Raw genomic sequence first — 23939 nt, 5'->3', positions numbered from 1 at the left:
CCACGGCCGTCACCTGAGCGGGGGCCAGGTCCGCCGGTGCAGGGCTCCGGAGGCGGACCGCATCAGATGGTCGTCCCGCATGATCCGGTTCCACAGGTGCCGCACCAGGCGGTCATCGGGGACCGAGGCGGTCGGACCGGTCAGCGCCTCGCGCCCCTCGGCCAGGGACGACGGCCGCTCCCCCAGCTCCTGTTCCAGTTCGTCGAGCTCCTGTGCGGCCAGTGCGCGTCCGGACGCGTCCACGTCCCGCAGGTACCGCAGCGCACGCGCGACGCCCTTCGCCCACCGCTGCGCCAGCGGATCGTCGATCCGCGGGGTGATCGTGCGCAGCATCTCCAGCGCGTCGTCGTAGAGGTGGTGCCACGGCTCGGGCGCGGGGGGTTCGGGGATGGCGGGGCGCCGCAGGCCGAGGTTCATCACCACGTCCAGTGCCTCCAGCCACAGCCGCCGATGCAGCTGGGCGTAGATGATCCTGTTGCCCACGTCCTGGGGCGGCTGCCGCGTGCCCGGCTCCTCGGGACGCAGCGTCGCCATGGTGGTCTCGGCGAACACGCGGTAGTACCAGACGCGCTCCTCGTCCAGCTTGTGCCCGGACAGCTCGGCGTACTCGGCGAGCCGGTCGGGCAGATGGGTGAAGGTGTCCTGCACGGTCCGCAGCGACAGCCACGCGATGTCGTCCATCGGGTCGCCCCAGTGCGACAGCTCCCAGTCCACGACCGCGGTGACCCGGCCGTCGCGGTACATGAAGTTGCCGGGGCCGGTGTCGCCCTGGACCAGCACGACCGGGCCCTCGTAATCCGGGACGTTGCGTTCCAGCCAGTCCGCGCTGAGCCGTACCAGGGGGTCCAGGGAGCCGTCCGGCCTACGCGCCCGGTCGCGGATCGCCTGGATGCGCTCCAGCGCGTGCTCGCGCGCCGACCGTACCGGGCCCAGGGACGGCACCCGCAGTCGCGACGGGTCCAGCCGGTGCACGTAGGCGAGCTGCCGGATGAAGTCCTGCGCCACCCTCACCTGCTCGTCGGGGTCGTGGATGCGGGAGAACCAGGTGCCGCCCTCGACGCGCTCCTGGAGCACGGCCTCCAGCGTCGGATGCACGGCGTGCACCTTCGCGACCCGCGCCCCGGCCTCGCCGAGCGCCCGGACGACCTCGGCCTCGGTGGCGAGGCGGTGGAACGCGGGGCTCTCCGGCTCGGGGCTGTGGCGCAGGAACAGCTCCCGCGTCGACCCGTCCGGCTCGCGGAAGTCGACGAACCACCCTTGGCGCACGCCGCCGCCCGGGATGCGAAGGGCTCTGATCAACGGCAGCCCGGTCGTCTCCTCCAGCCAGGAGACGATGTCCCGCGGTAGCTCCGCGATCCCGTCCGCCACCTCGACTCCCCTCGCCAACACCATTCAGAGTATCCTCTTATCCGTGGCTACCTCATCGCCTGCCCCGGACTTCCAGAGGCTATCCCAATATGGTGCACTAAGTTAACTGCGTCCGGAAGGTGGGAGCTCATGACCGTCCGCGGACTCGGACCCGGCCGCCGCCCGGCCCTCCTGATCAACGAGTGCCAGAACGCCATGATCAACGGCGCTCACAGCGACAACGAGGGGCTGGTCCGGCACATCGCCGACCGGGGCGTGACCAAGCGGATCGCCGCCCTCGCGGACGCCTGCCGCGACCTGGGGGCGCTGGTGGTGCATTCGACGATCGTGCTGCGGCCCGACGGCGTGGGCACCATCCCGTCCTGCCTGCTGCTCGGCGCGCTGCGCAAGCGCGGCACCTGCGTCGAGGGACGCCCCGGCGCCGAGATCCACCCCGACCTGACACCCCGGCCCGGGGATCACGTGTCCAGGCGCGTCCACGGGCTGACCCCGTTCCACGGCACGGAGCTGGAGCCGGTGCTGCGCGAGCGCGGGGTCGACACCGTGATCGTCACCGGCGTCTCGACCAATGTGGGCGTGCCCGGCGCCTGCCTGGAGCTGATCAACCGGGGGTTCACCGCCGTCGTCCCCGAGGACGCGATCGCCGGCAGCAGCGCCGAGATCCACGACTTCCAGGTGGCGAACATCCTGCCCCTGCTGGCCACGGTCACCACGACCGCGGACGTCCTGGCCGCGCTGGCCCCCGCCACGGACCGCTCCTGACCCCGGCCCGGTCCTGACGTTCACCGGGCGTTCAGTGGTACCAGGCGGTCAGCGCCTCCAGATGCCGCCGCATCCGGTGCCTGGCCACCCCTTCGTCGCCGTCCACGATCGCCTGCAGGATGCGGCGGTGGACGCCGGCCGCCTCCGCGGCGCCGGCGGGTCCGGGCTGCGGCGCCGTCGGCGAGTTCACCCGGTGGCGCGCCCACAGCTCGGTCAGGATCCGCAGGAACAGTCCGAGCACCGGGTTGCCCGACCGGTCGGCGAGCTCGGTGTGGAAGCGGTCCGCCACGCTGGGCACGCTCGTGTCGGCTGCCGCGGCCTCGCCCTGCTCGATGACGGGTTCCAGCCGGGCGGCCACCTCCGTCCCGTCCCGGCGTTCCATGACCAGTCCCAGCGCGCCCAGTTCGATCGCGTCGCGGACCACGCGCAGGTCTTCGGACGTGACGCCGCGGTAGTCCAGGTACAGCGCCATGGCCTCGATGCTGGCGCTCGGTTCCGGTTCGGTCACCACCAGCCCGCCGCCGGGCCCCCGGCGCATGACGGCGACCGAGTGGTACTCCAGCAGCCGGACCGCCTCGCGCAGCACGGCGCGGCTGACGCCGTGACGGGCCAGCATGTCGGCCTCCGACCCCAGCACCTGCCCGATCGGCCAGCCACGGCGGGCGATCTCGTCGCGGATGCGCGCGGCGACCACCTCCGCCAGCTTCGCGCCCGGCTCCTCGGGCGTCCGCGCCGCCGAGGACACGGTCCGGCCCGCGCGGCGGCTCCGGTGCGCCAGCAGCCACTCGCTGACGCTCTCCAGGTGCTCCGTGGTGGCGGACTCCGCCCGGCCGGCGTCCCCCGCGACCACCGCGTCGGCGATCGTCATGTGGGCCGCGTGCGCCTCGTCCTTGCCCTTGGCCACCTCGTCCTTGGGAATCCGGCGGGTGGTGTGCGCGTAGCGGGCGGTGAGCCTGGTCAGCACGTCGATGAAGAGGTACAGCGCGGAGTTGCCGGACTCCTCGCCGAGCAGCACGTGCATGACGTCCTGGGCGAAGATGCCGGGCTCGTCGCGGCGCTCCCTCTCCTCGGCCAGCGCCCGGCGGACCCGGTCGATGCCCTCCTCGCTGATCCGCTCCGCCGCCAGCCTCGCCGCCAGCGGCTCCAGCAGGAGCCTGGCGTACATCAGGTCGTCGACCGACGTGCCGATGTACTCCAGGTAGATCACCAGCGCGTGCGTGGCGGGGGCCGCGTCGGGCACGCAGACCAGCAGCCCGCCGTTGGGGCCCCTCCGCATCCGGGCCACCTGGTGATGCTCGACGAGGCGGACGGCCTCCCGCAGCACCGCGCGGCTCACCCCGTACCTCTCGCGCAGGTCCTGCTCCGACCCGAGCACGGTCCCCACCGGCCAGCCGCGCCGGATGATCTCGTTCTCGATCCGGAGCGCCACCTGGGAGGCGAGCTTGCCGCCGGGCGCGACCGGATCCGGCCGCCCGTCGGGCGACAGCGCGTGGATCCCGGAGTCGTCCCGCGCGGTGGCACCGGCGGCTGACCTCGGCACGGCGCCTCCTCTACCTCGGCTGTCAGGGCACCCATTCTAGCCAGGGCCACGACCAGCAATGCCGCTGGACGCCGAAAGGCGGCCAATGAGGTTACTTTAACGCCGGAGGTGGGTGATTCGTGGAGATGTGGGTCATGACCGCCGAAGGGCCCGGCCACTGGGGCCGCTACCGGGACCGGCACGTGCCGGTGGGCGACCACCGGGAGATCGCCCACCGCTACGTCCGCGTGGACGCCGCCCGCCCGGACTCGGTCTTCGCGATCTGACCGCGACCCCGCGCGGGCCGGGCCGCCGGATGAGCGCGAAACCAATAAGGATACTATAAATGCCGAGGTGGCGGAGAGACGGCGGAGAGACATGGAGGCCGGATGACGACCGACGCGCCAGGGTGGTTCCGCGAGGCGCTGGCCGACGCGCCCGAGCATCGCGACACGACGGTCGGCGGCTGCCGGATCCATCTGCGCTGCTGGGGTGACGAGGACAGCCCGGGGCTGGTGCTGGTGCACGGCGGATCGGCGCATTCCGGCTGGTGGGACCACATCGGCCCGCTCCTGGCCCGCGACCACCGGGTGGTCGCGCCCGATCTGTCCGGGCACGGCGACAGCGGCCGGCGCCGATCCTACGATCTGACCCTCTGGGCGCGGGAGGTCGTCGCGGCGGCCGGCGCCGGAGGCGTCCGCGGCCCCTTCCATGTGGCCGGGCACAGCCTGGGCGGCTGGGTGACGTCCACCGTCGGAGCGCTCGGCGACGACCGGATCGCCGGCATCGCGATCATCGACTCGCCGTTGAACGACCGGCCGCCGGAGGAGGAGCGGCTGCGCCGGCGGCGGCGCGCGACCAGGGTCCATCCCACCCGCGAGGAGATCGTCGGCCGCTTCACCACGGTGCCGCGGCAGGCGGTCCTGCTGCCCTACGTGCGGGAGCACATCGCGGAGCAGTCGGTCCACGCCGTCGAGGGCGGCTGGACGTGGAAGTTCGACCCGTCCTTCTTCGGCCCGCGCGCGCCGCTCCGGGACCTCCTGCCGCGCATCACCTGCCCGACGGCCTTCCTGCGCTCCCAGCACGGCCTGGTGCCGCCCGCGATGGCCGCCGAGATCGACCGGCTGCTGGGCCGTCCCGGGCTGATCGTGGAGCTGCCCGACGCCGGGCACCACCCGATGCTGGACCAGCCGCTGTCACTGGTCACCGCCCTGCGGACGATCCTGACGCAGTGGAGGCTCCTCACCACCGCGAGGAGATGACCTCCTCGCCGAACCGGGCGAGCGCGTCGAGGGCGGCGGTGGTGGAGTCCCCGGGCACGGTCGTCACGAACTGGGTGACCCCGGCCTCGGCCAGCTCACCGACATGGTCGCGGACCTCCTCGGCCGGCACCTCGGTGCCGAGCACCCGGCTCCAGGGCGACCGGACCTGCACGGCGATCGACGCCGGATCCCGCCCGGCCCCGGCCACCAGCTCGCGCAGCTCCCCGATCGCCTCGGCCAGCCGTCCGACGCTCGTGATCGCGGGCATCCGGGTGGTCGCCGCCTGCTCCGCGCTGGTGATCAACGGGCTCCAGCCCTGGCCGAACCGCGCGACCCGGCGGCGGGCGTTGAGCCCGTTCCCGCCGATCCACACCGGCGGATGCGGCCGCTGGACGGGCCGGGGGCTCATGGTCACCCCGCGCGCGGTGAAATGCCGCCCCTCGTACCGGAACTCCTCGGTGACGCACACCTCGCGCAGCACCTCCAGGGCCTCGTCGAACAGCGCGCCCCGCTCCTCGAACGCCACGCCCAGCGCGCCGAACTCCGAGCGCAGGTAGCCGCCGCCCGCCCCGACCACCAGCCTGCCTCCGGAGAGCACGTCGAGCGACACGATCGACTTCGCGGCCACCAACGGGTTCCGGTAGGGCAGGACCATCAGGAACGGCATGATCGTGAGCCGGGTCGTGCACGCCGCGGCGAAGGCCAGGGCGGCGACCGGATCCAGCGTCGCGTGCCCGCCGCCGCGCACCCATTTCAGCGACGGCGCGGGGTGCTCGGTGAACGCCAGCGCGGAGAAGCCCGCCTCCTCGGCGGCGCGGGCGAACGCCGGCAGTCCCGCGGGCCCGTAGAGCGCGGGATCGCAATCGGCCCGCCCGACCGGGTGTTCGACCGTGAACCGCACCCTCGCCTCCCGCCGTGCCCGCTCGCCCGTTCAGCCCTTCCTATCGGGAAAATAGAGTGTAAGCAATAGGTGCACCAGGACGCGGTTCACCGGTACCAGGCGGTCAGCGCCGCGATATGGCGCCGCATGCGGCGCAGGGCCACCCCTTCGTCGCCGTCGCGGATCGCGTCGAGGATCCGGCGATGCACCCGTTCGGCCTCGGCGGCGGACGGGCCCGTGCCGGACGGCGGCCCCGATGGCGGCCCCGATGGCGGCTCGGTGTCCAGGAAATGCCGGCTCCACAGTTCGAGAAGGATGCCCTGGAACAGCGCAAGCACCGGGTTGCCGCAGAGTTCGGCGAGCGTGGTGTGGAACCGTTCGGCACGCGCCCTGGCGGAACCGGCACCGGGCGTGCCGCAGGCCGGCACCCCCTCCAGCCGACGCAGCGCCTCCGGCGACACGCCCCCGGCCATCACCCGGCGCACGATCCCCACTTCGACGGCCTCGCGGACGGTGGCCAGGTCGTCCGCCCCGGCGCCCTGCCTGTCGAGGTAGAGGGCCATGCTCTCGATGCTCGCCCGGGGACGGGGCTCGGCGATGACCAGCCCGCCGCCCGGCCCCCTGCGCATGCGGGCGACGGAGTGATGCTCCAGCAGCCGCACCGCCTCGCGCAGCGCCGCCCGGCTGACATCGTGGCGGGACCGCAGCTCGGCCTCGGAGCCGAGCACCTCGCCGACCCGCCAGCCGCCACGGACGATCTCGTCGTGGATTCGCCCGGCCACCACCTCGGCGAGCTTGACCTGCGGCCCGTCGGAGACGTCGAACAGGTCGGGGATCGCCTCCCCCGCGCCGCCGGCCCGGCGCTCCCTCATCCACTCGGTGACCCGGGCGAGATGCTCGGTGTGCAGGTGCTGCGCCGCCGCCGCGTCACCGGCGACCACCGCGTGGACGATGTCGGCGTGGGGCGGATGCGCCCTGTCCTTCCCGGCCGTCATCTCCTCCGAGGGTGCCGGCCGGGCGATGTGGGCGTACCGTGCCGACAGCCGCGCCAGCACCTCGACGAACAGGTGCAGCACCGGGTTGCCGGACAGTTCGCCCAGCGCCGTGTGCAGGACGTTGCGCGAGAGGACGCCCGGTTCCCGGCGGCGGGCGGACTCCTCGTCGAGGATGGCCCGGAGCCGGGAGATCCCCGCTTCGCTGATGTTCTCCGCGGCGAGCGAGGCGGCGAGCGGCTCCAGTTGCAGGCGCGCGTACTGCAGGTCCTCGATGCCGGTCCCGACGTACTGCAGGTAGATGACCACCGCCCTGGTGGCCGGCGCGGCGTCCGGCGCGCACACGAGCAGGCCGCCGTTGGGACCGCCGCGCATCCGGGCGGCCCTGTGGTGCTCGACCAGGCGGACCGCCTCGCGCATCACCGGCCTGCTGACCCCGTACCGCTCCCGCAGCGCGGGCTCCGAGCCGAGGTTGTGGCCGATCGGCCAGCCCAGCCGGATGATCTCCGCCTCGATCTCGCGGGCGACCCGGGACGCCAGATTGCCGCCGTCGTCGTCCCCGGCCGGCGCCCATCGGCCGGCGCGCTCCTCGGCCGGCCGCCCGCCGGAGGCTTTGGCCATCGTGGCTACCCCTCGCCGACTTCGAGTAACCTCATTCTACGCAGCGTGCAACTAATGTACTGCTCATGGCGCTTTCCGCCTCCAACTCGTGACAGCATTGACTTAATTACGTATCCTTTTTAGGATCGCTGCGGCTCGCCCACGGCGGCACACGAGCTGAGGAGGAGGCGGTTCCCCGTGCACCGACCGATGGAAGGCGTCCGGGTCCTGGAGGTCGCGCAGTTCACCTTCGTCCCCGCGGCGGGCGCCGTGCTCGCCGACTGGGGCGCGGACGTCATCAAGGTCGAGCACGCCGAGCGCGGCGACGCCCAGCGAGGGCTGGTGCGGCTGCTGGGCCTGGACGTGCGGAACCCGGGGACCTCCTTCTTCCCGATCATGGAGGGACCCAACCGGGGCAAGCGCAGCGTGGGCCTGGCGCTGGAGAAGCCGGAGGCCCGCGCGGTGCTGGAGGAGCTCGTCCGGTCCTCGGACGTGTTCCTCACCAACCTCCTTCCCGGGCCGCGCTCGCGCCTCGGGGTGGACGTCGAGGACATCAGGGCGATCAATCCGGACATCATCTACGTTCGCGGCAGCGGCTTCGGCGCCCGCGGGCCCGAGGCGGACAAGGGCGGCTACGACAGCACGGCGTTCTGGGCCCGGGGCGGCAGCGCGGCGGGCGTCACCCCGCCGACGTCCGACCGGATGATGCGGATGCCCGCGGGGGCCTACGGGGACTCGATGGGCGGGATGACGATCGCCGGTGGCATCTCCGCGGCGCTGTACAAGCGGGCGGTCACCGGCGAGCCCTCGGTGGTCGACGTGTCCCTGCTCGGCGTCGGCGCGTGGGCCACCCAGTTCTCGGTGAACCTGGCGCTGATGTCCGACGGGCCGCTGCCCGTCCAGGACCATCCCAAGCACGGCTCCCCCACCAACCCGCTGATCGGCAGCTACCGGACGGCCGACGGGCGCTGGCTGGAGTTCTCGATGCTCCAGCCGGGGGTCTACTGGCCGGAGTTCTGCACGGTGGTGGGCCGCGAGGACCTGATCGGCGACGAGCGGTTCGACGGCACCGAGAAGATCATGGCCAACGCCCGGGAGGCCGCCGAGATCGTGGCGCGGATCATCGAGAAGCGCACGCTGGCCGAGTGGGTGGAGACGTTCAAGGACATGAAGGCGCAGTGGTCGGTCGTGCAGAACGCCTGGGAGGTCGGCCAGGACGCCTCGCTGCGCGCCAACGGCATGATCGCCCCCGTGGTGGACGCCGACGGCACCGACCGCGAGCTGGTCGCCAGCCCGGTGCAGTTCGACGAGTCCCCCGTCGAGCTGACCCGCGCGCCGCAGTTCGCCGAGCACACCGACGAGGTGCTGCGCGAGCTCGGCTACACCGACGAGAGGCTGATCGAGCTGAAGCTGGCCGGCGCCATCACCTGACGGGCGGGACGGCCGTGCCCTAACGCGCCTCAAGCCGCCTGCACGCATCGCGCATGGCCGTGATCCGCCGTTCCAGCAGATCGCGCTCTTCGGGACCGGCGGCCGTGGCCAGCTCCGCCTCCGCCTCGGCGATCGCGTCGCGGAGCCGGGGCAGGGCCTCCTCGATGGTGAGGAGGTCCTGCTCGGTCCAGTCGGATCGCTCGGACTCCGGCCGCGCGCCAACGGGCCGCTCTTTCCTGACCTGGCTCATGCGGGGAAGTTGTACAGCCTGCGGACGTTCAGCTCCACCATCCGGTGGACCTCCTCGTCGGGGGTGTCGCGGAACGCCTCGGCGGCGCGCTTGCGGCTGTGCGGCCAGTACGAGTCCGAGTGCGGGTAGTCGCACTCCCAGGTGATGTTGTCGACGCCGATGTGGTGCCGGTTCTCGACGCCGAAGAAGTCGTCGATGAAGCATCCGTGCATGTGCTCGCGGAACAGGTCCGACGGTCGCACGGTCTGGTTGACGTTCTGGTAGTAGCGGTGCCGCTCCCAGGTCGCGTCGATCCGCTCCAGCATGTACGGGATCCAGCCGATTCCGCCCTCGCTCAGCCCCACCTTCAACCGGGGATGGCGGTGGAAGACCGGCGAGAACAGCAGGTCGGCCGTCGTGTACATGGAGTTGCAGCCGAACAGCGAGATCGCGACCGCGAAGGGCGCCTCGGGCGCGGTGAACGGCGCCTGGCCGGAGGTGCCGAAGTGCATGACCAGCGGCATGCCGGTCTCCTCGACCGCGGAGAACACCCCGTCCCAGTGGTCGGTGTGGAACGACGGCAGCCCCAGCGGGACCGGGTTCTCGGGGAAGGCGACCGCCTTGGCGCCCTTGGCCGCCGTGCGGTGGATCTCCTGGACGCACAGGCCGGCGTCCCACAGCGGCAGGATCACCAGCGGGATGAAGCGGTCGGGGGCGGCGGCGCACCACTCGTCCAGGACGAAGTCGTTCCACGCCTGCACGCACAGCAGGGCCAGCTCGCGGTCCCGGCCCTCAAGGAACACGGTGCCGGCGAAGCGCGGGAACGAGGGGAAGTTGAGCGCTCCCCAGACCCCGTCGATGTCCATGTCGGCCAGCCGCGCCACCGGGTCGTAACAGCCCGGGATCATGTCGTCGTAGCGGATCGGCTCGATGCCGAACTCCTCGGGCCGCTTGCCCGCGACGGCGTTCAGCCCGATGTACGGGTAGATCCGGTCCTCGTACTTCCAGACCTCCGCGGGCGCGCCGCCGCCGGGCTTGGCCTGCTCGACGATCCGCGGCCCCGCGTCCTGGTAGCGCGCGGGCAGACGGTCCGACCACACCGCCGGATGCTCGATCAAGTGATCGTCGGTGGACAGCAGCTTCATGTGCGGCTGCAGGGGCATGATGTCTTCCTTTCCATGACGGACCGGTCGCCGGGCCCGACCTCAGCCGGCGGCGGCGCTCCAGGTGATGCCCTTGGTCTGGAGGTACTCGTCCAGTCCGAACTCGCCCCATTCACGTCCCAGGCCGCTCTGCTTGTAGCCGCCGAACGGAACGTGCGGGCTGACGCCTCCTCCGCCGCCGTTCACCGACACCAGCCCGGCCCGGATCCCCTTGGCCATCTCGTACGCGCGGTAGGGGTCCTTGGCCCACACCGAACCGGCCAGCCCGTACGGGCTGTCGTTGGCGATGCGCACGGCCTCCTCGTCGTCGTCGAACGGGATGACGACGCCGACCGGGCCGAAGAACTCCTGCCGCGCGATGGTCATGCCGTTGTCGACACCGGTGAACAGCGTCGGCTCGACGAAGTAGCCGCGGTCGAGGCCGGGCGGGCGGCCGCCGCCGAACGCGACGCGGGCGCCCTCCTCCTCACCGGCGCGGATGAGCTTCTCCACCTTGGCGCGCTGGGCGTCGCTGATCAGCGGCCCCATCGCGGTGCCGGGATCGGCGGGATCGCCCACCGTGACGTGCGCGAGCGCGGCGGTGAGCCGTTCGACGAGCTCGTCGTGCCGGGAGCGGTGCACCAGCGTCCGGGTCATCAGCGAGCAGCCCTGTCCGGCGTGGACCGTCATGCCGAACAGCGAGTCGCCCATCGCCCTGTCCAGGTCGGCGTCGTCGTTGACGATGACCGCGGACTTGCCGCCCAGTTCCAGGACGACCTTCTTCATGGTCCCGGCGGCCTGCCCGTAGACCATCCGGCCCACGGAGTCCGAGCCGGTGAAGCTCACCATGTCCACCATCGGGTGGGTGGTGAGCTCCCGGCCCGCGTCGACGTCCCCGGTCACGATGTTCAGCACGCCCGGGGGCAGGCCGGCCTCCTCGGCGAACTCACCGAGGATCAGCACCTCCAGCGGGGTCGTCGGCGCCGGCTTGAGCACCACGGTGCATCCCGACGCCAGCGCCGGGGCCAGCTTCATGACGCTCAGGAAGAACGGGAAGTTGTAGGCGGAGATGAGGGCGGCCACGCCGAAGGGCTCGCGCCGCCGCACGCCCTGCCCGATGCCGAGGCCGGGCCCCGCGACCGTCGCGGCCAGCGGCGTCTCCCAGGCGAACGAGGGCATGACCCGTTCGGCCATGTCGCGGAAGTGGGCGATCGGGATGCCGACCTGGATCGACTCGGCCAGCGGGCGGACCGACCCCGCCTCGGCGATGTTGAGGTCGAGCAGCTCGGGCAGCCGCCGCTCCATCGCGTCGGCCATCCGGAGCATGACGGCCGCGCGCTCACGAGGCGTCATCCGGGGCCACGGCCCCTCGTCGAAGGCCCGCCGCGCGGCCTCGATCGCCCGGCGCACGTCCTGCGGCGTGCCCCGCGGGACCCGGCCGATGACCTCCTCGGTGGCGGGGTTGCGCACGTCGGTCCAGGCGTCCCCGTCGCCCTCGGTCCAGGCGCCGTCGATGAACAGTCGTGCGGTCGGTACGCCGGTCATGTTCGCTCCTTAGTCGTGGCCGTGGTCACCGCGGCGCAGCAGCATCACCCCGGCGGGCACGCCCCCGCCGGAGGCGACCACCGCGACCTTCGCGTCCGGCACCTGCCGGCCTGTCGCCTCGCCGCGCAGTTGAAGCATCGCCTCCCGGACGAAGCCGTAGCCGTGCGTCCGCCCCGCCGACAGCTGCCCGCCGTGGGTGTTGAGGGGCAGCGGGCCGTCCAGGGCGATCGTGCGCCCGCCGTCGAGGAAGTCCGCGGCCTCGCCGAGCCCGCAGAAGCCGAGCGCCTCGATCCAGGAGACGGTGTTGAAGGTGAAGCCGTCGTAGATCTGCGCGACGTCGACGTCCTCGGGCCGCAGCGAGGTCCTGGTCCACAGGTGCGCGCCGGGCCCGAGCGCCTGCGGCATGTGGGTGAGGGTGTCCTGGTCCCAGGACGGCCGCTCCAGGATCTGCGTGCCCACGGCCTCCACCAGGACCGGCGGCCTCGGCCGGTCCACGGCGGTCTCGACGGCCGAGACGATCACGGCGACCGCCCCGTCCACCGGCACGTCACAGTCGTAGAGCCCGAACGGCGTGGTGATCATCCGGGCGGACAGATGGTCGTCCAGGGTGATCGGGTCGCGGTACACGGCCTCGGGGTTGCGCGCCGCGTTCGCGCGCGCGTTGACCGCGATGGTGCCGAGCAGCTCCCGTCCGGCGCCGTACCGGTGGAAGTAGTGCGAGGCGTGCATCCCGATCCACTGCGCGGCCGACATCGCGCCGAACGGGGCGCGGAACTCCATCATCCCCGTGGCGCGGGCGTCGGGCGGCTGGATCCGGCCCGAGCGCAGCATCGCCGCCTCCGACGCCTGCCAGACCGTACGGAAGCACAGCACGTGCCGGCACAGCCCGGCCGCCACCGCCAGCATGGCGGTGATGATCGAGCCGTTCTGGCCGGCGGTCTCCGGTCCCCCGTTCACCCAGGTCGGCCGGATGGCCAGCGCCTCCTCGACGGCGGTGACGCCGCCCTCGGACATGCCGCCGAACTGCGGGCCGGGATAGGTGGACAGGCCGTCGATGTCGGCGACGGTCAGTCCAGCGTCGTCGATCGCCGCCAAGCACGCGTCGACGGTGAGGGACAGCGGGTCGACCATCAGGCGGCGGCCGACGCGCGACTGGCCCACGCCGGTCAGCGCCACCTTGTCCTCGAACCTCACGGTCGAGGCGGGCGCGCGCAGGGAGGCGCGGACGTCCCGCGGCTCCGGCACGGGGCCGGGCCGCGGGGCGTCCAAGCCCGCGCCGGGATCCGGTTCGAAGAGGGGGATCCACACGTCCTCGGCATGCTCGAAGAGCACGCGGACGCGCATGCCGACGTGGACCTCGTCCGGATCGCAGTTGACGATGTTGGTGGTGAGCCGTGCCCGGTCGTCCTCCTCCACCGCCACGATCGCGACGACGTACGGCGGCGGGAAGGACGGCAGCCAGGTCTGGTGGTTCACGCTGAAACCCACCACGGTCGCCCGTCCCGACACCGGGGCGAGCTCGACCTTGCGGCCACGGCAGGTCGGGCAGATCGGCAGCGGCGGGTGCATCAGGCGCTCGCAGTCGTGGCAGCGCGCGATGCGGAGCAACCCGTCCTCGCCCGAGCGCCAGAAGCCCTCCGAGCTCAGCGTGGGCTGCGGAAGGGGACGCGAGATCGGCCCGCCGCCCTGGAGGTCGGCGGCCGTCATCAGACGGTGGTGATCGCGCGTTCCGGGCAGCCCCGGACGCCGGCGAGGGCCGCCCGCTCGCCGCCCTCGGGGACCTCCAGCTCGCCGGCGGCGGCGTACCCGAGGTCGTCGAGGTCGAAGAGCTCGGGCGCGAGCGCGTTGCAGCGCGCGTGGCCCCGGCACCTGTCCTTGTCGATCACGATTTTCATGAAGCCTCTCTCGTCGCTGGCAGGGGGGCGGCGGGACGCCCGGGGCCCGGGCGGGACGGCGCCGGCCGCGGTCTAGGCCCGGGGTTCCCACACGAGCGGCAGGTTGCTGAGACCGACCTGCCCCCCGTGCTCGCTCACCGGGACGTCGGGATCGAGCCGGTAGTCGGGGATGCGGCGGTGCCAGCCGGTGAGCCCGACCAGCAGCTCCTGGCGCGCCAGGTGCGAGCCGAGACAGCGGTGCGGGCCGCCGCCGAAGGCCAGATGCCGGTTGTCCCGCCGGTCGATGATCACCTTGTCGGCGTCCGGGAACTCCTCCGGGTCGCGGTTGGCGGAGGCGATCGGCAGCCACACCATCTGTCCCGCCTTGATCGGGCAGCCGGCCACCTCGACGTCCCTGGTCACCTTGCGGCCGGGCGAGACGAAGGCGTAGTAGCGCAGGAACTCCTCGATCGCGGGCTCGAACAGGCCCGGGTCCTCGACGAGCCGCCGCCGGTCCTCCGCGTGGTTCGCCAGGTGGTACATGGAGTAGGACAGCTGCTGCGCGACGGTGTCGAGGCCGGCCATGAACAGCAGCAGGCACAGGGCGTGCAGGTCCTCCTCGGTGACGGGCTCGCCGTCGATCTTCCAGGTGGAGGCGACGCTGACGATGTCCTCGCGGGGGCTCTTGCGCCGTTCGGCGATCAGCTCGGCGAAGTAGGCGTTGACCTCGCCCATCGCCTGGTAGGCGGCGTCCCTGTCCGACGTCCCGGCGTGCAGGATCGCGGTCTCCCACCGCTGGAACCGGTCGGCGTCGGAGACGGGCAGGCCCATCAGCTCCATGAAGATGGTGTTGGGGAACCGCAGCGCCACGTCGGCCACGTAGTCGCAGCTCCCCCGGTCCACGATCTCATCCATGATCTCCTCGAACCGCGCCTCCACCCTCGGCCGCAGCCGCTTGACCGCGCCGGGCGCGAAGAACGGGCCCAGCAGGTGACGCCACTTGGTGTGCAGCGGCGGGTCCAGCATCTCCGGGATCCACTTGTAGGGCGGGTCGGGCTCGTACGGGGTGACCGCGCTGCTGGAGAAGGTGGCCGCGTCCTGGAAGGCGGCCCGGATGTCCTCCATCCGGGTGAGCAGCCAGAACTCGTGGCCCAGCGCGGTGCCGAAGTGGGCGGGCGCCTGCTCGCGCAGCCTGTCGTAGCTGTCGAAGTGGGCGCACGGAGCGGAGACCGGGACGTTGATGTCCTCGTAGCGGATCGTCGGCTCCTGCTCCACCGGGGGGTCACCGGCAACGGTCATAACGCCCTCCTCGGCGACGTCCGCCTTGACCGATCGATCTGGATTCCTTAGACGCTTTAGCGCGTTTTTCAGCCTGTTCCAGCGGTGCCGTCATGTCAAGACTTCCTCTGAACCTCTGCTCTATCTGCGGATACCGTGAGTGTCACGGCCGTTGCCCACGATCGGTGACCGTCGGGCGGTATGGCTATTGTGTAGCCTTATTTGATCCCTTCGGATCGCTCACGCGATGTCGAGGGGCCCCTCGCGGGCGACCTCCCCCACCAGGCCGAGGCTCAGGGACAGCTCCCGCGAGGCGGCCTCGCAGGCCCGGACGTCCTTGCGCAGGTAAGGCCCGACGCTCGCGGCGAACGCGGCGATGTCGCCCGACCGCGCCATGTGCTCCATCGCCGCGCTGGCCCCGCTGCACCGCAGGAGGCTCTGGAGCGTGGGCATCGGATCCAGTCCCAGCCCCTCCGCCATGCCGGCGACCTGCGCGGCCAACTGGAGCTGCGCCGCGAACAGCACGTTGTTGAGCAGCTTCGTCTTCATCGCCGCCCCCGCAGGCCCCACCCTCAGGATCGGATCGGCGTAGGCGGCCACGATCTTCTCGCATCGGTCCACCGCGTCCGGCTCACCGCCCAGCAGGACGGTGAGGGCGCCCCGCCTGACGTCGTCCGCGTTCCCGCTGACCGGCGCGTCCACCACCGCTATCCCGCCGGGTGCCGCGGCGCGGGCGAGCGCGTCCAGGGTCCGCGGCGCGACCGTGGTGTGGACGAGCACGACCGTGCCCGGACGCATGGCGGCGATCGCCCCGCCGTCCCCGATCAGCAGCTCGCGGACCTGCTCATCGGAGAACACGAACACCAGGAGCACGTCGGCGTCCCGCGCGGCCTCCCGGACCGTGTCCACGACCACGGCCCGGCGGCGGCCGAGCCGGTCCCGGACCTCCGGACGGCGGGCGTACAGCCGCACGGGCGCGCCCGCGTCAAGGAGCCGTACGGCCGCGGGCTCGCCGAGCCGCCCGGCGCCGACGAACCCGATCACCGGGTCGGCCACGTGGACTCAGCTCCCTCGGTACGGGCGGACCGCCGTGCCTCGCGGCGCGGTCACAGCGACCGCGGCATCTGCTTGGCCACCGAGCCGGCGTCCACGCGCATCTGCATGCCCGTCACGTACCGCGAGGCGTCCGAGGCCAGGAACAGCACCGCCTCGCTGACGTCGGCCGGCTCGATGAACGGGATCGGCATGGCCTGCATCGCGGGGAACGCCGCCATCGCGTCCTCGCGGGTGGGGGCCTCCAGGTCGGGACGGAACTGCCTGTACATCGGATCGTTGTGGAGCAGCGGGGTGTCGACGTTGGTGGGGTGCACCGCGTTGACCCTGATCCGCCTCGGCGCCAGGGCGATCGCCAGGTCGCGCGTGAGCTCGGCGATGGTCCGCTTGGCCAGCGAGTAGGCGGCGCCGCCCGGTCCGGTCGCCGGGTTGTCCACGGTGCCCTGCACCAGGCCCGCGACCGACCCGGTGGCGATCATGGAGGCGCCGTCCGGCAGGTGCGGGTAGGCGACGTTGTAGGCGTTGATCACTCCGACGAGGTCGACGTCCAGCACGTCCAGGAAGGTGCCGGGCGGTGTGGGGCCGAGCGGGCAGATGCCGGCGTTGGCGACGACGATGTCCAGCCGTCCCAGCTCGGCCACGCCCTCGTCCACCACCCGCCGCATCGCGTCGCGATCGCGCACGTCCGCGGGCTTGGCGACGATGCGGCGGCCGAGCTTGCGGACGAGCTCGATCGTCTCGTCCAGCTCCTCCTGCGTGCCCAGCGGGTAGGGCATGTCGTCGATCGGCCGGGGCACGTCGACGCCGATGATGTCCGCGCCCTCCTCGGCGAGCCGGATCGCGTGGCTGCGGCCCTGGCCGCGGGCCACACCGGTGATGAAGGCGACCTTGCCTGAGACTCGTCCTGACATCCGTGCTCCTCTGTCGTTCTCGATGCGGGGCGCACCGTGATCCGGGGTGGGCGGGACGCTAGCGCTTGACCTTTCCGAGCAGGGTTCCGCAGATGGGCTTGGCCTTCGGGTCCGTCTGGAACTCCCTGCCGCGCAGGATCGACACGAAGAAGCAGTTGCCCGGCCCCTGGCCGCTGGCGAGGTCGCCGTACTTGGTGAAGTCGTGCGGCCTCGGGTACAGGCCATTGGCGGTCCAGTCCTTGCTGTCGCGCAGCGCGTCGATCAGCTCGCTCTGGGACGCGTCGCACCCGGCCTTCTTCAGCCCGTGCAACAGCAGGTCGGTGGTGAGCCAGCCCATCGACTGCGAGAAGGAGGGCAGCTTGGTCGTCGCCCCGGCGTACTTCTGCAGGGCGGCCGACATCGCCTGGCCTCCCGGCGTCGGGATCTCCATGGGCGCGACGCTCGTGGAGAAGCCGATGCCCTGCGCGGCCCGCACGGCGGGCTCCGACTTCAGGAGGTCGGCGCCGTAGCCGGTGGCCAGTATCACCGACTTCAGCTCGACCCTGGCCTGCTTCAGACCGCCGACGACGGCGAAGGCGGTCTCGGGGGTGACCGGCAGGTACAGGACGTCGGCGCCGGAGTTCTTGATGCCGAGCACCAGCGATCCGACGTCCTTGCTGCCGAACGGCACCTTCACGTTGACGTAGCCGCGCTGGAGACCGGCGCGCTCGGCGGACTCGATGTTGGCCAGGGCCGCGGCGGACGCGCTCGGGGTGTCGAAGGCGACCGCGGCCGCCTTGGTGCCGCCGATGCTCTTCCAGTACGTGCCCATGGCCGAGGAGATGTTCTCGTTGTCGACGTTGCCGATGGCGTTGAAGAGGTTCCGGTAGTCCTTGTTCAGCCACTGCTTGCCGCCGTCGAAGCCCGCGCCCAGCACCGGCGTCTCCTTGGCCTGCGTGCCCGCGTACTGGCCGGCGCCATAGAAGAACGAGCTGACCGGAAGCAGGGCGAACACCTTGTCCTGCCGCACCAGCTTCTGGGTCGCCGAGAGCGCCCCCTGGGGCGTCGAGGTGTCGTCGGCCATGACGACCTGGATGTCGCGGGTGCAGGCGCCCGGCTCCTCCTTGGAGGCCGACAGCCGGGCCTTGGCCCCCTCCTCCACGCCGGTGAAGCCCGCGCTCGCCTGGCCGGTCAGCGACGTGACGATGCCGATCTTGATGGCGGAGGAGCCGCCCGAGCCCGCGCCGGAGTTCGCTCCGCATCCCGCGAGGGGGAGCGCGGCGAGCATGGCGGCGCAGGCGGCGCCCGTGGTGACGAGAGCTGACCTTCGCATGGTTCTTCCCTTCGTCCGGCGATATACCGGGCGGCCTTGTACGCCCGTCCCCGCCACTGCGGGACGGTCCGCACCATCCGGCCTCATAGGTAGCCAAGTAAACTCAATTTTCTGCGACAAGGCGAGGTCTCGTAACCTAAGCGTAATCTGAGGCGACGTCCAAGATCCTTGTAAATGGCTGTGAACTGGGAAGATGCCCCATCACGGCCGTACTGCGGCCAGGTGAGGACACCGGGAGTCCATGACGGGCTCGGACAACTGAGTGCACTATATTGACGGGCACTTGTGGTAGCGGCCGCACGGTGGCGTTCCGCCGGCCTCCCCGCCCGGCGGGGCGGGCGCCACCGGCGCGGTCGTTCGAGTGTCGGCCTACCCAGGTATCGTCGTCAACGTAGTGACCTAAGTTACTGTCCAGGAACGCCTGGTCGGCCCCGTCCTGGCGTGCGGCGGCGGCGAGGCGCTATAGATCTCAGGACGATGCACGCTCCGGATCCGGGAGGGCTGATGGCGTTCACCACGGTCATCTACGAGGTGGCCGACCATGTCGCGACGGTCACGCTGAACCGGCCCGAGGCCATGAACAGCTTCAACGAGGCGATGCTCAGCGATTTCGCCCGGCTCTGGACGATGGTGCGCGAGGACGACGACGTGCACGTGGTGGTGCTGCGCGCGGCGGGCGAGCGGGCGTTCTGCACCGGCGTGGACGTCAAGGAGGGCTTCGACCGGCCGGACAACGTCTGGTCGCAGGAGGACCCCGGCGAGCGGCTGTCGCCCAAGCTCAACCGGGTCTGGAAGCCGGTGATCACGTGCGTGCACGGGATGGCGGCGGGCGGCGCGTTCTACTGGATCAACGAGTCGGACATCGTCATCGCCTCCGACGACGCGACGTTCTTCGATCCGCACGTCAACTACGGGCTGACCGCCGCGCTCGAACCGATCGGCCTGGCGCGCAGGATCCCGATCGGCGAGGTGATGCGGATCGCGCTGCTCGGCCTGGACGAGCGCATGTCCGCCCAGCGGGCGCACCAGATCGGGCTGGTCAGCGAGGTGCTGCCGCGCGAGGAGCTGTGGGCGCGGGGCGACGAGCTCGCGCGGATCATCGCCGCGAAGCCGCCCGCCGCGGTGCAGGGCACGGTCCGGGCCGTGTGGGAGTCGCTCGACGCCACCAGGTCCGAGGCGCTGCGGTCCGGCCTGCTGTACACGCACATCGGCAACCCGATCGGGAGCGCCCAGGTCGACCGCTCGGCGGTGCCCACCCGCTCGTGGACGCTGCGATGAGCGGTGCGCCGCCGGAGAGACCGGGCGATCCGGTCTGGACGCCCCCGGACCGCTCTAGGCTAACCTAGTTAACTCAGTTGCCATCGCCGTACCGGCGGACGGAGGACGCACCATGGAGATCAGCGGCAAGAAGGCGATCGTGGTCGGCGGCGCATCCGGGATGGGCCGGGCGACGGCCGAGCTGCTCGCGGCGCGCGGCGCGTCCGTGGCGGTGCTGGACCGCGAGGGGTCCGACGGCGCGAAGGTGGCCAAGGAGCTCGGCGGCCCGTTCCACCCCGTGGACGTCACCGACTTCGCCGGCACCGAGCAGGCGATCGACGCCGCCGTGGCCGGCCTGGGCGGGCTGCACGTCATCGTCACCACCGCCGGAGGCGGGATCGCCCAGCGCACCCTCACCCGGGAGGGGCCGCACGACCTGGACGCCTTCCGCCGGGTCCTCGACCTCAACGTGGTCGCCTCGTTCAACATCTCCCGGCTGGCCGCCGCGCACATGAGCCGCAACGAGCCCGAGGACGCGGAGCGCGGCGTCATCGTCAACACGTCCTCCATCGCCGCGTTCGAGGGGCAGATCGGCCAGGTCGCCTACACCGCCGCCAAGGCCGGGATCGCGGGGATGTGCCTGACCATGGCCCGCGACCTGGGCTCGCTCGGCATCCGGGTCCTGGCGATCGCGCCCAGCCTGTTCGCGACCGGCATCACCTCCCGTATCACCGACGAGGTCGCCAGGAACCTCACCAAGGACGCCGCCTTCCCCAAGCGCATGGGGCGTCCCGTGGAGTACGCCAAGTTCGTCCTCGCCATCGTCGACAACCCGATGCTCAACGGGCAGTGCCTGCGCCTGGACGCGGGCCAGCGTTTCGCGCCCCGCTGACGGCGCGGCCCGGGTCCGGGCCGCGCCGGTCACCGGTCACGCGCTCGTTCCGCGGCCGTCGAGGAGCGGGGCGAACGACGACAGGTCGACGGGGTACGGGGTGTAGAGGCTCACCCGGTCGTAGACGTCACCGATCTTCGCCTGGAGCGCCGGCCCGATCTCCTCCGGCGCCCCGGTCACCGCGAACTCGTTCAGCACGTCGTCGCCGATCAGGCCGGTCATCTCCCGCCACCGGCCCTCCTTGGACAGGGCCGTGAGCTCGGGCTGGAGGTCGCCGAGGCCGTGCAGGTCCAGCACGGGCCGGTAGGCGGGGGTGGAGGCGTAGAAGGCGATCTGCCGCTTGACGGTCCTGGCCGCCTTGGCCATCTCCTCCTCCGTGCGGCCGGTGACCACCATGGAGGAGCCGCACACGGTGTAGCCGTCGAAGCCCTTCTTGCCGGCCTTCGCGCGCCCGCGCCTCAGCGTGGGAAGCGTGACCTCACGCAGATACCGCTCGGTGGTGAACGGGTGCACGAAGAATCCGTCGGCGACCTCGCCCGCGACCTCGGTCATCTGCTCCCCGACACCGGCCAGGTAGACCGGCGGCGGGCCGTGGGGGTGGGGCTGCTGGGCGAAGAACGGCGTCATCAGGGTGTGGGTGTAGAAGTCGCCGCGGAAGTCCAGCTTCTCCCCGTCCTGCCAGCACGCCCAGATGGCGCGCATGGCCAGGATCAGCTCGCGCATGCGCGCGGCCGGGCGCGACCACGGCATCGAGAACCGCCGCTCGATGTGCGCCTTGATCTGCGATCCCAGGCCGAGGACGAACCGGCCCCGGGAATGCCTGGCGAGGTCGAAGCCCACCGTGGCCAAGGTCATGGGAGTGCGGGCGAACGCGATGGCGACCGACGTGCCGACGGTCACCGACCCGGTTCCCGAGATCGCCTGGAGGCTCAGCAGGAACGGGTCGTTGCCGGCCTCCCCGATCCAGACGCCGCCGTACCCGTCCTTCTCCAGCGCCGCCGCGGCGGCCGGGGCCTCGGTCAGGTCAGCGCGCAGATTCGCGTCGATCTTCATCCGCACTCCACCGGTCGATCGGATAAACTCGCTAAACAGTAGCCTCTTTTATCCGACTGCTCAATGAAAAGTGCCTATGCTCCGGCCCGGCTCTGAAGGCGGCCCGGAATACAGGTTAAGGTAATTACCTCGTCGATCTCAGGCTGGAGGGGCCATGCCCATCGCCATCAGTGCCGAGCACCGTGAGCTGGCGAGCACCACGCGCGCGTTCCTGGCGTCGCACGGCGCGCGTGACGCGAACCGGGCGCTGCTGGAGGCCGCGGCCGAGACGCCGCCCTCCTTCTGGAAGGAGTTCGCCGGGCTGGGACTGCTCGGCGTGCACCTGCCGGAGCGGTACGGGGGCGGGGGCGCGGGCCTGCCCGAGCTGGTGGTGGTGCTGGAGGAGCTCGGCCGCGCCGCCGCCCCGGGCCCCGCGCTGCCGACCGTGACCGCGTCCGCGGTGATCGCCGCCCTGGGGACGGACGGGCAGAGGGCGCGGCTGCTGCCGGGCCTCGCGGACGGCACGACGATCGGCGCGGTCGCGTTCGGCGGTGACGCGCGGATCGAGGACGGCACCGTGACCGGCACCTCCGGAACGGTCCTGGGCGGCGCCCTGGCCGGGCTCGTGCTGGTCGCCGCGGGCGACGACCTGGCCGTGGTGCGCACCGGCGCGGCGGGCGTGACCGTCCAGACCCCGCCGAGCCTCGACCGTGCCCGCCGCTCGGCGAGGCTGCGCCTGGACAAGGCGAGGTGCGAGGCGCTGCCGGGGGCGCGGGCGCACGCCCTGGCGATCGCGCGGACGCTGGCGAGCGCGGACGCGATCGGCGGCGCCCTGGAGTGCGTGGAGGCCGCGACCGCGTACGCCAAGGTGCGCGAGCAGTTCGGCCGCTCCATCGGCACCTTCCAGGCGGTCAAGCACCATCTCGCGAACATGCTGGTCGCCGCCGAGCTCGGCACCGCGGCCGTGTGGGACGCCGCGCGCGCGTCCCAGGGTCCCGCCGACCAGTTCGAGCTGGCCGCCGCGATCGCCGGCGCCCTCGCGATCCCGGCGTTCGCCCACAACGCCTCGCTCAACACCCAGGTCCACGGCGGCATCGGGTTCACCTGGGAGCACGACGCGCACCTGTTGCAGCGCCGCGCGACCACGCTGGAGGCGGTGTACGACCCCGCGGACGCCGCCGCCGACGTGACGCGGCTCGGCGCCGCGGGGGTCGTCCGGGAGCCCTCGCTGGACCTGCCGCCCGAGGCCGAGGCCGAGCGCGCCGCCGTCCGCGCGCTCGCCCGGGAGATCGCGGCGCTGCCCGCCGACCGGCGGCGCGCCAGGCTGGTCGAGTCCGGGTATCTCCAGCCGCACTGGCCGAAGCCCTGGGGCATCGAGGCGCCCGCCGGGCTGCAACTGGTCATCGAGGAGGAGTTCAAGGCCGCCGGGGTGAGCCGCCCGCAGCTCGGCATCACCGGCTGGGTCATCCTCACGCTGATCCAGCACGGCACCCCCGACCAGATCGAGCGGCTGGTCCGTCCCGCGCTCGCCGGGGAGGAGATCTGGTGCCAGCTGTTCAGCGAGCCCTCCGCGGGCTCGGACGCCGCCGCGGTCAAGACCCGTGCCGTGCGCGCCGACGGCGGCTGGATCGTCAACGGCCAGAAGGTCTGGACGAGCGGCGCGCACCACTGCCGGCGCGGCCTGGCCACGGTCCGCACCGACCCCGACGCGCCCAAGCACCGCGGCGTCACCATGATGATCATCGACATGGAGCATCCCGGCGTCGAGGTGCGGCCCCTGCGCCAGGCCACCGGCGCCTCCGACTTCAACGAGGTCTTCCTCACCGACGTCTTCGTCCCCGACGCCGACGTGGTGGGCGAGCCCGGCCACGGCTGGGCGGTCGCGCGCGCCACGCTCGGCAACGAGCGGGTCAGCATCGGCGGCAGGGCGGGCGGCGAGACGGACCTCCCCGACCTGTTCGACCTGTACAGGCGCTACGGCGACCGCGTTCCGGCCGCGGCGCGGCGCATCGGCGAGCACGTCGCGGAAGACGCGGCGCTGCGGCTGCTGAACCTGCGCAGCGCGGAGCGGGCCGTGGCGGGCGGCGAGCCGGGCCCGGAAGGCAACATCACCAAGCTCGTCCTGGCCGAGCACGGCCGCGGCACCGCGTCGCTGCTGCTCGCCTTCGCCGGGCAGGACGCCGCGTTCGAGGACGACGGGCTCGGCGGCGCCGCCGCGAGGATGGCCGTGGCCTGGCGCGCGATGACCATCGCGGGCGGCACCTCCGAGATCTCCCGCAACCAGATCGCCGAGCGCATCCTCGGCCTTCCCCGCGACCCGCTGATCAAGTGACCGCGACGCCGGTACGGCGCCGGCTCACGAACCGACGCCGTACCGGTCCAGCTCGTGGCGCAGCATGCCGTCCAGCGTGGGCGCGGGCGGCTCGGGGAGCTCGACACGGGGCCGGTCGCGGGTGGGCAGCAGGACGACCGCGGTGCCGGGGGTCGTGGCCTCGCCGTGCCGGTTCTCGCACCGCACCTCGATGTGGACCTCGTTGCGGCCGTCCCGCTGGACCTTGTCGCGGACCTCGCCCCGTACCCAGGTCACGTCGCCGATGTAG

The 23939-nt window shown here is 72.2% G+C and carries 22 protein-coding genes; 7 read left to right on the top strand and 15 right to left on the bottom strand.

What is annotated here, in order from left to right; genetic code table 11:
* Positions 1-9: 9 nt before the first annotated feature.
* Positions 10-1392 carry a phosphotransferase family protein gene (locus ACGWYJ_RS29365; RefSeq protein ID WP_395109674.1) on the bottom strand — a complete coding sequence of 461 codons (1383 nt, stop codon included), beginning with the start codon at positions 1390-1392 and terminating at the stop codon, positions 10-12.
* A 105-nt stretch (positions 1393-1497) separates the two neighbouring features.
* On the opposite strand from ACGWYJ_RS29365, the gene ACGWYJ_RS29360 reads away from it, so the two are divergent.
* Positions 1498-2130 (top strand): cysteine hydrolase, encoded by a 633-nt coding sequence (locus ACGWYJ_RS29360; RefSeq protein WP_395109673.1) that lies wholly within the window; start codon positions 1498-1500, stop codon positions 2128-2130.
* Positions 2131-2161: 31 nt separating this feature from the next.
* Here the strand turns inward: ACGWYJ_RS29360 and ACGWYJ_RS29355 are convergent, their stop codons facing one another.
* Positions 2162-3670, bottom strand: coding sequence for a FadR/GntR family transcriptional regulator (locus ACGWYJ_RS29355; protein ID WP_395109672.1), 1509 nt, complete (start codon positions 3668-3670; stop codon positions 2162-2164).
* Positions 3671-3804: 134 nt separating this feature from the next.
* Here ACGWYJ_RS29355 and ACGWYJ_RS29350 point away from each other — a divergent pair, with 134 nt between their 5' ends.
* Both ACGWYJ_RS29350 and ACGWYJ_RS29345 read left to right on the top strand, forming a co-directional pair.
* Positions 3805-3936 carry a hypothetical protein gene (locus ACGWYJ_RS29350; protein ID WP_395109671.1) on the top strand — a complete coding sequence of 44 codons (132 nt, stop codon included), beginning with the start codon at positions 3805-3807 and terminating at the stop codon, positions 3934-3936.
* Positions 3937-4038: 102 nt separating this feature from the next.
* Positions 4039-4911, top strand: a complete 873-nt coding sequence (locus tag ACGWYJ_RS29345; protein WP_395109670.1) for an alpha/beta fold hydrolase — start codon at positions 4039-4041, stop codon at positions 4909-4911.
* On the opposite strand, the gene ACGWYJ_RS29340 is transcribed toward ACGWYJ_RS29345, so the two are convergent.
* Entirely contained in the window at positions 4892-5812 is a 921-nt protein-coding gene (locus ACGWYJ_RS29340; protein ID WP_395109669.1) for a TIGR03619 family F420-dependent LLM class oxidoreductase, read from the bottom strand. The two genes, ACGWYJ_RS29345 and ACGWYJ_RS29340, sit on opposite strands and share 20 nt — an antisense overlap.
* A gap of 86 nt (positions 5813-5898) precedes the next feature.
* Positions 5899-7404, bottom strand: coding sequence for a FadR/GntR family transcriptional regulator (locus ACGWYJ_RS29335; protein ID WP_395109668.1), 1506 nt, complete (start codon positions 7402-7404; stop codon positions 5899-5901).
* A 177-nt stretch (positions 7405-7581) separates the two neighbouring features.
* Between ACGWYJ_RS29335 and ACGWYJ_RS29330 the strand changes: the two genes are divergently transcribed.
* Positions 7582-8814 carry a CaiB/BaiF CoA transferase family protein gene (locus ACGWYJ_RS29330; protein WP_395109667.1) on the top strand — a complete coding sequence of 411 codons (1233 nt, stop codon included), beginning with the start codon at positions 7582-7584 and terminating at the stop codon, positions 8812-8814.
* Between the two features lie 19 nt (positions 8815-8833).
* On the opposite strand, the gene ACGWYJ_RS29325 is transcribed toward ACGWYJ_RS29330, so the two are convergent.
* From ACGWYJ_RS29325 to ACGWYJ_RS29285, 9 genes are all read right to left on the bottom strand, one after another.
* Entirely contained in the window at positions 8834-9064 is a 231-nt protein-coding gene (locus tag ACGWYJ_RS29325; protein ID WP_395109666.1) for a hypothetical protein, read from the bottom strand.
* A complete protein-coding gene (locus ACGWYJ_RS29320) occupies positions 9061-10206 on the bottom strand; it encodes an amidohydrolase family protein (protein WP_395109665.1) in 1146 nt (381 codons plus the stop codon). Before ACGWYJ_RS29320 ends, ACGWYJ_RS29325 begins: the two co-directional genes overlap by 4 nt.
* A 42-nt stretch (positions 10207-10248) precedes the next feature.
* Positions 10249-11730, bottom strand: a complete 1482-nt coding sequence (locus tag ACGWYJ_RS29315) for an aldehyde dehydrogenase family protein (RefSeq protein WP_395109664.1) — start codon at positions 11728-11730, stop codon at positions 10249-10251.
* Positions 11731-11739: 9 nt separating this feature from the next.
* Positions 11740-13437 (bottom strand): thiolase C-terminal domain-containing protein, encoded by a 1698-nt coding sequence (locus tag ACGWYJ_RS29310; protein ID WP_395109663.1) that lies wholly within the window; start codon positions 13435-13437, stop codon positions 11740-11742.
* Positions 13437-13625 (bottom strand): ferredoxin, encoded by a 189-nt coding sequence (locus ACGWYJ_RS29305; protein ID WP_395109662.1) that lies wholly within the window; start codon positions 13623-13625, stop codon positions 13437-13439. The genes ACGWYJ_RS29310 and ACGWYJ_RS29305 overlap by 1 nt, the downstream gene beginning before the upstream one ends.
* A 72-nt stretch (positions 13626-13697) precedes the next feature.
* Positions 13698-14903 (bottom strand): cytochrome P450, encoded by a 1206-nt coding sequence (locus ACGWYJ_RS29300; RefSeq protein WP_395109661.1) that lies wholly within the window; start codon positions 14901-14903, stop codon positions 13698-13700.
* A 219-nt stretch (positions 14904-15122) separates the two neighbouring features.
* Positions 15123-15938: an NAD(P)-dependent oxidoreductase gene (locus ACGWYJ_RS29295; RefSeq protein WP_395109660.1), complete on the bottom strand. Its 816-nt coding sequence runs from the start codon at positions 15936-15938 to the stop codon at positions 15123-15125.
* A gap of 50 nt (positions 15939-15988) precedes the next feature.
* Positions 15989-16846, bottom strand: a complete 858-nt coding sequence (locus ACGWYJ_RS29290) for a mycofactocin-coupled SDR family oxidoreductase (protein WP_395109659.1) — start codon at positions 16844-16846, stop codon at positions 15989-15991.
* Between the two features lie 58 nt (positions 16847-16904).
* Positions 16905-18158, bottom strand: a complete 1254-nt coding sequence (locus ACGWYJ_RS29285) for an ABC transporter substrate-binding protein (protein ID WP_395109658.1) — start codon at positions 18156-18158, stop codon at positions 16905-16907.
* Positions 18159-18662: 504 nt separating this feature from the next.
* On the opposite strand from ACGWYJ_RS29285, the gene ACGWYJ_RS29280 reads away from it, so the two are divergent.
* Complete coding sequence (locus ACGWYJ_RS29280; protein WP_395109657.1) at positions 18663-19436, top strand: enoyl-CoA hydratase/isomerase family protein; 774 nt, start codon at positions 18663-18665, stop codon at positions 19434-19436.
* 112 nt (positions 19437-19548) lie between these two features.
* Positions 19549-20307, top strand: coding sequence for an SDR family NAD(P)-dependent oxidoreductase (locus ACGWYJ_RS29275; protein ID WP_395109656.1), 759 nt, complete (start codon positions 19549-19551; stop codon positions 20305-20307).
* Positions 20308-20343: 36 nt separating this feature from the next.
* On the opposite strand, the gene ACGWYJ_RS29270 is transcribed toward ACGWYJ_RS29275, so the two are convergent.
* Positions 20344-21360 (bottom strand): TIGR03617 family F420-dependent LLM class oxidoreductase, encoded by a 1017-nt coding sequence (locus tag ACGWYJ_RS29270; protein WP_395109655.1) that lies wholly within the window; start codon positions 21358-21360, stop codon positions 20344-20346.
* A gap of 154 nt (positions 21361-21514) precedes the next feature.
* Between ACGWYJ_RS29270 and ACGWYJ_RS29265 the strand changes: the two genes are divergently transcribed.
* Entirely contained in the window at positions 21515-23671 is a 2157-nt protein-coding gene (locus tag ACGWYJ_RS29265; protein ID WP_395109654.1) for an acyl-CoA dehydrogenase, read from the top strand.
* Between the two features lie 24 nt (positions 23672-23695).
* Here the strand turns inward: ACGWYJ_RS29265 and ACGWYJ_RS29260 are convergent.
* On the bottom strand, positions 23696-23939 hold a 244-nt coding region (locus ACGWYJ_RS29260), incomplete at its 5' end, for a hypothetical protein (RefSeq protein ID WP_395109653.1).

The sequence above is a fragment of the Actinomadura sp. SCN-SB genome (genome assembly GCF_043906805.1).
In the GTDB taxonomy this organism is placed as follows: Bacteria; Actinomycetota; Actinomycetes; order Streptosporangiales; family Streptosporangiaceae; genus Spirillospora.
The sequence above is the reverse complement of the archived record's forward strand: the minus strand, read 5'-3'. Positions and strand labels throughout refer to the sequence as shown.

Excerpts from the sequence above, each read along its gene's own strand:
- ACGWYJ_RS29365 (WP_395109674.1), bottom strand. The coding sequence starts at position 1,392 with ATGGTGTTGGCGAGGGGAGTCGAGGTGGCGGACGGGATCGCGGAGCTA.
- ACGWYJ_RS29360 (WP_395109673.1), top strand. The coding sequence starts at position 1,498 with ATGACCGTCCGCGGACTCGGACCCGGCCGCCGCCCGGCCCTCCTGATC.
- ACGWYJ_RS29350 (WP_395109671.1), top strand. The coding sequence starts at position 3,805 with ATGACCGCCGAAGGGCCCGGCCACTGGGGCCGCTACCGGGACCGGCAC.
- ACGWYJ_RS29345 (WP_395109670.1), top strand. The coding sequence starts at position 4,039 with ATGACGACCGACGCGCCAGGGTGGTTCCGCGAGGCGCTGGCCGACGCG.
- ACGWYJ_RS29335 (WP_395109668.1), bottom strand. The coding sequence starts at position 7,404 with ATGGCCAAAGCCTCCGGCGGGCGGCCGGCCGAGGAGCGCGCCGGCCGA.
- ACGWYJ_RS29325 (WP_395109666.1), bottom strand. The coding sequence starts at position 9,064 with ATGAGCCAGGTCAGGAAAGAGCGGCCCGTTGGCGCGCGGCCGGAGTCC.
- ACGWYJ_RS29320 (WP_395109665.1), bottom strand. The coding sequence starts at position 10,206 with ATGCCCCTGCAGCCGCACATGAAGCTGCTGTCCACCGACGATCACTTG.
- ACGWYJ_RS29315 (WP_395109664.1), bottom strand. The coding sequence starts at position 11,730 with ATGACCGGCGTACCGACCGCACGACTGTTCATCGACGGCGCCTGGACC.
- ACGWYJ_RS29310 (WP_395109663.1), bottom strand. The coding sequence starts at position 13,437 with ATGACGGCCGCCGACCTCCAGGGCGGCGGGCCGATCTCGCGTCCCCTT.
- ACGWYJ_RS29305 (WP_395109662.1), bottom strand. The coding sequence starts at position 13,625 with ATGAAAATCGTGATCGACAAGGACAGGTGCCGGGGCCACGCGCGCTGC.
- ACGWYJ_RS29300 (WP_395109661.1), bottom strand. The coding sequence starts at position 14,903 with ATGACCGTTGCCGGTGACCCCCCGGTGGAGCAGGAGCCGACGATCCGC.
- ACGWYJ_RS29290 (WP_395109659.1), bottom strand. The coding sequence starts at position 16,846 with ATGTCAGGACGAGTCTCAGGCAAGGTCGCCTTCATCACCGGTGTGGCC.
- ACGWYJ_RS29285 (WP_395109658.1), bottom strand. The coding sequence starts at position 18,158 with ATGCGAAGGTCAGCTCTCGTCACCACGGGCGCCGCCTGCGCCGCCATG.
- ACGWYJ_RS29280 (WP_395109657.1), top strand. The coding sequence starts at position 18,663 with ATGGCGTTCACCACGGTCATCTACGAGGTGGCCGACCATGTCGCGACG.
- ACGWYJ_RS29275 (WP_395109656.1), top strand. The coding sequence starts at position 19,549 with ATGGAGATCAGCGGCAAGAAGGCGATCGTGGTCGGCGGCGCATCCGGG.
- ACGWYJ_RS29270 (WP_395109655.1), bottom strand. The coding sequence starts at position 21,360 with ATGAAGATCGACGCGAATCTGCGCGCTGACCTGACCGAGGCCCCGGCC.
- ACGWYJ_RS29265 (WP_395109654.1), top strand. The coding sequence starts at position 21,515 with ATGCCCATCGCCATCAGTGCCGAGCACCGTGAGCTGGCGAGCACCACG.